The 1,193-nt window shown below is 53.1% G+C and carries 1 rRNA gene; it reads left to right on the top strand.

The annotated features are described in order from the left end of the window. Window positions 1-25 precede the first annotated feature (25 nt). Window positions 26-1,193 (top strand): 23S ribosomal RNA (locus ACOTXT_RS22445); the annotation flags it as partial.

Here is a 1,193-nt window from a genome sequence, read left to right as displayed (position 1 = left end):
GAAGTGAAACATCTTCGGGTTGTGAGGTTAAGCGACTAAGCGTACACGGTGGATGCCCTGGCAGTCAGAGGCGATGAAGGACGTGCTAATCTGCGAAAAGCGCCGGCGAGGTGATATGAACCTTTGACCCGGCGATGTCCGAATGGGGAAACCCAGTGTGTTCCGACACACTATCGTTAACTGAATACATAGGTTAACGAGGCGAACCGGGGGAACTGAAACATCTAAGTACCCCGAGGAAAAGAAATCAACCGAGATTCCCCCAGTAGCGGCGAGCGAACGGGGAGCAGCCCAGAGTCTGAATCAGCTTGTGTGTTAGTGGAAGCGTCTGGAAAGTCGCACGGTACAGGGTGACAGTCCCGTACACGAAAGCACACAGGTTGTGAACTCGAAGAGTAGGGCGGGACACGTGGTATCCTGTCTGAATATGGGGGGACCATCCTCCAAGGCTAAATACTCCTGACTGACCGATAGTGAACCAGTACCGTGAGGGAAAGGCGAAAAGAACCCCGGCGAGGGGAGTGAAAAAGAACCTGAAACCGTGTACGTACAAGCAGTGGGAGCACCTTCGTGGTGTGACTGCGTACCTTTTGTATAATGGGTCAGCGACTTATATTCTGTAGCAAGGTTAACCGTATAGGGGAGCCGAAGGGAAACCGAGTCTTAACTGGGCGTTAAGTTGCAGGGTATAGACCCGAAACCCGGTGATCTAGCCATGGGCAGGTTGAAGGTTGGGTAACACTAACTGGAGGACCGAACCGACTAATGTTGAAAAATTAGCGGATGACTTGTGGCTGGGGGTGAAAGGCCAATCAAACCGGGAGATAGCTGGTTCTCCCCGAAAGCTATTTAGGTAGCGCCTCGTGAACTCATCTTCGGGGGTAGAGCACTGTTTCGGCTAGGGGGCCATCCCGGCTTACCAACCCGATGCAAACTACGAATACCGAAGAATGTTATCACGGGAGACACACGGCGGGTGCTAACGTCCGTCGTGAAGAGGGAAACAACCCAGACCGCCAGCTAAGGTCCCAAAGTCATGGTTAAGTGGGAAACGATGTGGGAAGGCACAGACAGCCAGGATGTTGGCTTAGAAGCAGCCATCATTTAAAGAAAGCGTAATAGCTCACTGGTCGAGTCGGCCTGCGCGGAAGATGTAACGGGGCTAAACCATGCACCGAAGCTGCGGCAGCGAC

Source organism: Enterobacter cloacae complex sp. IR5422 (genome assembly GCF_049238165.1).
In the GTDB taxonomy this organism is placed as follows: domain Bacteria; phylum Pseudomonadota; class Gammaproteobacteria; order Enterobacterales; family Enterobacteriaceae; genus Enterobacter; species Enterobacter roggenkampii.
The sequence above is the reverse complement of the archived record's forward strand: the minus strand, read 5'-3'. Positions and strand labels throughout refer to the sequence as shown.